The following is a 7,026-nucleotide window of genomic DNA, read 5'->3' as shown; positions in this document are numbered from 1 at the left end:
AGCTTATCTTCGAGTTGTTTCTGGGAAATATATTTCATGTCGCCATTAGATCATAAATTTAATCTGATTGGTATAACTGGCAAGAAATCAAAACACTTCTCAGCTGACTTTGCCTATTTGGTAGTCACTTTTATCCGTATATTCAAAATGGAGTGAGGCTAATGATATGTATCAAAGCAGTAACAACACTTAAGCAACCAGCTGCAACTAAACAGTCATTCACTACTTTCTTCTTTAACCTTGTACTATCTAGCTCTTAAAAAGTCTTTATCCAGAACACCTGAGATATTACGTAGTTCATAATCTATAATTTCGGCAGTACGAGTGGCTCCAGCAGTTTTTGTCATTTCTGCAATAGCAGTGATGATCAGTGCTTCTAGTGCGTCGTTATGCTTGATTTTTTCCGCGCTAGCTGTTGCTAAAGCATCGGCGATACATTGTTTTGCAATACTATATTTACTCATTTTGCTTTCCTTGGGCAAAACCCTAAAGTTAGAAACAACAAGGGCCAGATATGCCGGCCCTTGATAATTATGTACTCACTCGGCAGCAATCACTTAGCTTTTATTTCGCTCATACTCACGTACTTCATTTCGTCCAACCACCATATGATGAACTTCATCAGGACCATCAGCATAACGTAAGGTACGCTGGCCTGCATACATAGCAGAAAGTGGTGACCATTGTGAAATACCAGTGGCACCATGAAGTTGCATGGATTGGTCAATAATTTCACAAACCCGCTCAGGAACCATCGCTTTGATCATATGTATCCAAATACGCGCTTCTTGATTACCCAATACGTCCATGGCTTTAGCCGCTTTTAGTACCATCATACGCATAGCTTCAATGTCGATACGCATCTTCGAGATGACTTCAACATTTTTACCAAGTTGATATATTTTTTTACCAAAGGCTTCTCGTGAAGTTGAACGCTCAAGAGCGAGTTGCAGCGCTTCTTCAGCTTGGCCAATTGAACGCATACAATGGTGAATACGCCCTGGACCCAAACGGACTTGAGAAATCTCAAAACCACGGCCTTCACCTAACAACATATTAGTTTTAGGTACTCGTACGTTTTCAAGTTTAATGTGCATATGACCGTGAGGTGCATGGTCATGACCAAACACATGCATTGGGCCAACTATGGTTACACCTGGGGTGTCTAATGGTACTAGAATTTGTGACTGCTGTTTATGTGTTGGGGCATCGGGGCTGCTTTTAACCATACAAATCATGATCTTGCAACGAGGATCACCGGCGCCAGAAATGTAATATTTCTCACCATTAATCACCCAATCATCACCATCTTCAACCGCCAATGTTGAGATGTTTTTTGCGTCGGAAGAGGCAACATTAGGTTCGGTCATGCCAAAACAAGAACGAATTTCACCTCTAAGCAATGGTGCCAACCATTTGGCCTTTTGCTCTGGAGTACCGACTCGTTCCAGCACTTCCATATTGCCTGTATCGGGTGCTGAACAATTTAATGTTTCAGAAGCTAACGGTGCTTTACCAAGCTCAACTGCAATATAGGCATAATCCAAATTAGATAAACCTTGGCCAGTTTCAGCATCGGGCAAGAAAAAGTTCCAAAGACCAGCTTCTTTTGCCTTGTTTTTAGCGCCTTCTAACAATTCCATTTGACGTTCAGAATAACTCCAACGATCAGCAAGTTTTTCACCAATTGAATAAAATTCATCTTGGATCGGGATAACATTCTCTTCAATGTGCTTTTTTACAGCGAGGTAAAGTGGACGCACTTCTTCAGACATACGTAAGTCATTTAAGTCTTCAGTCGACATAATTGTTTCCTTAAAGTTGGGTAAAATCTGACGTTTCATGGCACATATAGTGAAGGTTAGATTTCAAATAAACCAGTCAAATTATAATAGTTGAATGAAGCAACAATGGCTATCAAGAACACGACAAGAACTTGAAATTACTCATATTTTTATCAATAATGGCTATTTGATGGATTGTTTATAAGAGTGGATTATGGAGGTTTATCACTGTTGTTTTTGGAGCTGCGTTTTGCGCGAATGATAAGGTAAAAGAGAGGCGGTGATTTTTTAAAATTGAGTAACCTATTTTTTTCGAATGTGATGAGTCAACGCCAAATAAATAAACTGTTTTATCACTTTCGATTGTATTGGTTGTTGACTATCAAATAACAGTCCACGGTTTTTGTCATATCGTAAATCAGGATAGGCCACTCGAAATTCTTCAATTAATGTTGTTTGGCAATGCACAAATAAGCCGTATTCTTTTTCTGAAGATTTAAGCTGAGATAATCTTATAGTGGTACCTGTTTTTGGTGAATGCGTCACGTAACTTGGCTCACCCCACTTTAGGCATTCTTCGATTTGACCTATTTCATCTGAGTTATTCGCCACCTCGTAAATCCATTGCCTAATAGTCAACAATCTTTCTTTTGTTAGGGGTTGGCACTTATCAAAGACTTGGCCTATTTCGGCATTTTTAAAGTCCATTAGGGTAAGCTATTCAACCGATCAACAATATTGTACTCATAGATGCTATCCAGCTTATTTTCTGCCACTTTATCACTTAGCCCAATACTTGATAATCCAGATAATACCGCCAACTTAGCTCGCTCAATGGAAGAAGTCATATGGTACAAACTAGCATTTTTACGTGCACCACGTTGAATATCTCTAGTGCGAGTTAAACGAATATCTTGATAGGTTTTTAGCGCATCAATTGTGTTGTTATTATTTGCTAAGCAATGCGCAAGAGCATAACTGTCCTCTATGGCCATACCTGCACCTTGAGCCAAAAATGGCAACATAGGGTGACAAGCATCGCCTAAAAGCGCAACGTTTTGGTCTGTCCATTGTTCAAGTGGTTGCCTGTCAAATAAAGCCCAAAGAAAACATTGTTCGGATGCAGCTAATAACTCAGTGACCTCTGGGTGCCAGCCAGAGAATGTGTCGCGCAACTCGTTGATATCACCCGGTTCATTCCACGACTCTTTTTGCCAATCGCTACGTTCTTGCACCGCTACAAAATTAACTAGGTCGCCGCCACGCAGGTAATAACTCACAAAATGTTTGCCCGGTCCAACCCATAAATTGGCATTCGGTTTAATTAAACCTTTGGCAAGTTTGTTGGCTTCGACCACACCGCGCCAAGCAACTTGTCCGGTAAATTGAGCGGGGGTTTGCCCAAACATACAAGCTTGGACTTTTGATTTAATGCCGTCAGCACCTATTAATAAGCCCGCCTCTAAGCTTTCACCGTTTGCCAGTTGGATAGTTAAATTTTGCGGGGTTTGATGATAACTCTGAACAGCTTGACCTAAGAAAATAGGCACATTCAATTCTTCGCAGCTTTGCTTTAAAACAGTGTGTAGATCTGCTCGGTGAATATGTAAATAGTCCGCGCCATATTTTTCAGTGGCTACATCACTTAACGGCACAGTGAAGTAAGTTTTGCCTGTTCGAAAGTGACGCATGACAGCTGTTTTGGGGCGAAACGCCTTAGCTTTAACTTTGTCAGCAATATCAAGCGCTTGTAAAACATGTACAGCATTGGGGCTAAGTTGCAAACCTGCCCCTACTTCACCAAGTTGTTGGCTTTGTTCGTAGACGACGACTTCAAAGCCACGTTTAGCTAACGCAACAGCTGCACACAAACCACCTATACCTGCACCCGCGATAACAATTTTCTTGCTCAAAACAACTATCCAGTGATTTAAACTCGTTTGCGCCAGATAGTAATATGGTTGTTGGCAGTTTGGCTAGTCCGTTGATCTAATTCAAATTGGCTCAACACTTGGGTTTCTTGCAACAAATCAAACTCGCTTAACATAATTTCAGTTAAATGCGCTTGGCTACACAAGTTTTCACCATTACGTTTAAAGCCGCCTATCCAATGTTGTTTGTCGGTAATAGACAAATCCCATGCATAACTACTACCTAACACTAGAACGCCTCCTTTCTTCAGCCGCTGGCTGAGTTGCTCTAACAACACGCTTGGATGGTAACTGTATTCGATAACACGATGACATATTGCTAAGTCGTAACCACTGAACTGCGGCTTTAAGTTGTGTCCGTCACCTTGAGCAAAACATAGGTTTTCGGGGGATTTCTCAAAACCTAATGTATTTAGTGTCACCTCATGAAAATCAAAAATATCGCCTTGAGTAGGCATGGCATAACGTAATTGGCCTTGATCCTTTAAATTAAGACAATGCTGGATGTGCCTTGCAGTAAAATCTATGCCGTCAACATGGCCAACAGTTTGAGCTAAATCAAAGGCTAAGCGCCCTGTACCACAGCCCAAATCAAGTACTTTACTTTCAGGAGTCAAGTAAGGTTGCAGCAACCCTAAGATTTGCTGCAGATCGTGATCCGCTTGGTAACTGGCTTTGCCATAATGATGGTGCAACAAACGGCTAATATCAGTTTGCATCTCACACTGAGTTACTGCTGAGATTGGCACCTCGGCAACTTTGCTAGACACATAACGAAAACCAGCATGTTGATAGAAATGTCGACGGAACGCGTAGCGCGAATCCCTCGTCGCTTCGTTGCCGGTAGAAATCCAACTTCCACCTTTGATCAGATTATGCTGACCATCAAAGGTAGGCGTTGAAAAATCATCGTATAGGGGATGCACTTTAAACCCTTCATAGCCATCTATCAGGCTTTCAGTCCACTGCCATACATTGCCAATCACATCATAAAACTCAGTTTGTTTAAATGTATCCACTGGGCATGAAGAAGCAAAATGTTCGAGATTAATGTTACCTGGGGCCTTATTCCAATCGGCCAAGTCTGTGTGGAGTTGATCACGTAAAACTTGCCACTCTGCTTCTGTGGGTAGACGTACATAATCTTGACTGTTTTCGTCTTTCCAATTACAAAAAGCCTTAGCTTCAAGATAATTGACTTCAACAGGCCAGCTCAAAGGCAAAAGTACTTCTTCGGTAAGATTCCGTTGCCAGTATTGAGCGTTTTTACGCCGCCAAAAACGTGGCATTTCACTTTTGGTAAACGCTAACCAGCTTTGCCCCTCTTCAGTCCAGTAGTGTGGTTTTTGATAACCACCCGCCTCAACAAACTGCATAAACTCTTGATTAGAGACTAAATATTGTGAGGCCGAAAAATCACGCACTGCAATGGGTAATTGCCCATATTCATTGTCCCAGCCATAAGTCTGATTGGAATCCGGTTTACCTAATACTAGAGACTTACCAGCCACGCTTAGTAAAATATTGTTTGGTGCCTGCCCTACTTCTTCACAGTTTTTCCATGCGCTAGATGACGTAAGATAGTCCGAGTCGAGCATACGAATGATCACCGATGAAGTTTCAATGTGAATACGTTCATGTTCACAGCCCATCAGGATAACCCATGCCAAAGAATCTTGAGTGATGGGCAAAGATAGCTGCATATTATCAATCAAACTCAAGATACGATCTTTGACTTGGTCTCGGTATTCAGACACAGCTTCAACACTTGGCCATTGATAATTATCCGCTGACAAGTCGTCCCAAGACATTTCATCAACCCCTACCGCACACACTGACTCGATTTGGGAATTCACTCGAGTTTGGATGAATTGTCCTAGTAATAACTTATTTACATAGAAAACGGCGGTGTGACCAAAATAGAAAATCAACGGGTGACGCAATGGTTCTGGACGTAATAGGAACGCCTCATCCTGATTTATCAGCGAAAAGAGAGATTCATACAACTCCCACGTTTGCTCAAAATAAGCCCTGAGTTCAGCACGTTTTTGCTCAATATCATTGCCAATCAATAGCGGCGGTTTGTCTAATGTAATCAATTTTTGTTTCAGCAAAACGTGCTTTCCTAATTTTTAGTATCTATTTGAATCAATCTAACTTCCATTGATTAAACGCTAATAACACTTACTTGACAACAGAAGGCTGATATCGATTCAGCACCATTTGTTTAATCTTTTCACCCAAATTTACTGCCTTAATATTGGGCATGTTTTGGCAATAAACATTAATTTTTTCAAGCAACCAGTTATCGTTTTTAAACAAAGAGAACGCACCTAATTTAACTTGCTCATCCAGTTTGCTGGGCTGATCGTACAACGACACAGGTAAGGCTCTATCTTCAAATATTGGCAGAGTTTCAGCTGATTGCCATTTGTCGATCCCTTCAAGCACATTGATAAGGATAAACAGCATATTCAAATAAGGATCATATTTTTTACTGGTTGCGCCAATTCTATGTTCTATTCGCGCAGTTTTTCGCCAATCGCCCGCATAATGAAGTACTGAGTTATCAGTCGCAAAAAACAGTGGCTCTAAACCCATAGCCTGATTGTGTTTACCTTTTTCTTTGTACAAGGCAATGCTGCCTTGATGTCCGCCAGACAATATAACGGGCGAACTCAACTCTGCATCTAAACCATAATCCTGACGTAATGCCAAACGTTTAAAAGCGTCTTCTTCTGGCAAAAACAGTAGACAACAGTGGTAACTGTTGACTAACAACTGATGCTGGATCCACTCGCCTAAACCTGGTTGAGCAAATAAGTTTTCACCCAGTTGGTTTTCAACACTCACGTTCATTTGAATGGCATTAGGAATATGCACAGACCGAGTATCCAGTGAAAATATTGCACCGGAACCAGATATGTACCGGCCTTTATCAGCTCCCCAAGCTACCGGTACCATCATGACTTTGTCAGCACCGTGCTGGCACATAATGCTAGGTAGTAATTGCATTGCTCTAGCTAAATTTTGCGCTTCTTTTAAGGGTGATTGCCCATTAAAAAGCGATACCAATTCCCACTGATTTTTCCAATACTCAGACTTTAACTCGCCGTCTATGCCTAGTTGCGCTAGCTTTTTATTAATACCTTGATAATCGAGTTGTTGATGATTGGCGCGTAATTCACACACACCTTCCAGCTCGAAATGTACTAAGGCTTTAAAGCCTTTAATTTCGAGTATATTCAGTAGGTGCTGGATGACATCCTGTATCGGCATAAAAGGGTAGCAAGCGCTTTTAGTGATGATGT

The 7,026-nt window shown here is 41.2% G+C and carries 6 protein-coding genes; all 6 read right to left on the bottom strand.

Features of this window, described 5'->3' with window-relative positions:
* Nucleotides 1-245: 245 nt before the first annotated feature.
* Nucleotides 246-464, bottom strand: a complete 219-nt coding sequence (locus QZ488_RS13945) for a hypothetical protein (RefSeq protein WP_293749779.1) — start codon at nucleotides 462-464, stop codon at nucleotides 246-248.
* Between the two features lie 93 nt (nucleotides 465-557).
* The gene (locus QZ488_RS13940; RefSeq protein WP_293749777.1) at nucleotides 558-1,805 is read right to left on the bottom strand and encodes an acyl-CoA dehydrogenase family protein; all 1,248 of its coding nucleotides are present in this window, start codon (nucleotides 1,803-1,805) and stop codon (nucleotides 558-560) included.
* 282 nt (nucleotides 1,806-2,087) lie between these two features.
* Entirely contained in the window at nucleotides 2,088-2,492 is a 405-nt protein-coding gene (locus QZ488_RS13935; RefSeq protein WP_293749774.1) for a DUF1801 domain-containing protein, read from the bottom strand.
* Complete coding sequence (locus tag QZ488_RS13930; RefSeq protein ID WP_293749771.1) at nucleotides 2,492-3,697, bottom strand: FAD-dependent monooxygenase; 1,206 nt, start codon at nucleotides 3,695-3,697, stop codon at nucleotides 2,492-2,494. The genes QZ488_RS13935 and QZ488_RS13930 overlap by 1 nt, the downstream gene beginning before the upstream one ends.
* A 17-nt stretch (nucleotides 3,698-3,714) precedes the next feature.
* Nucleotides 3,715-5,829, bottom strand: a complete 2,115-nt coding sequence (gene ovoA, locus QZ488_RS13925) for a 5-histidylcysteine sulfoxide synthase (protein WP_293749769.1) — start codon at nucleotides 5,827-5,829, stop codon at nucleotides 3,715-3,717.
* A 70-nt stretch (nucleotides 5,830-5,899) separates the two neighbouring features.
* On the bottom strand, nucleotides 5,900-6,994 hold the full coding sequence (locus QZ488_RS13920) for a hypothetical protein (protein ID WP_293749767.1): 1,095 nt from the start codon (nucleotides 6,992-6,994) through the stop codon (nucleotides 5,900-5,902).
* Between the last annotated feature and the right edge of the window lie 32 nt (nucleotides 6,995-7,026).

The sequence above is a fragment of the uncultured Paraglaciecola sp. genome (genome assembly GCF_913020055.1).
Taxonomy (GTDB): Bacteria; Pseudomonadota; Gammaproteobacteria; order Enterobacterales; family Alteromonadaceae; genus Paraglaciecola.
Note: the sequence above shows the minus strand (reverse complement) of the source record. Positions and strands in the feature narration are given on the sequence as shown.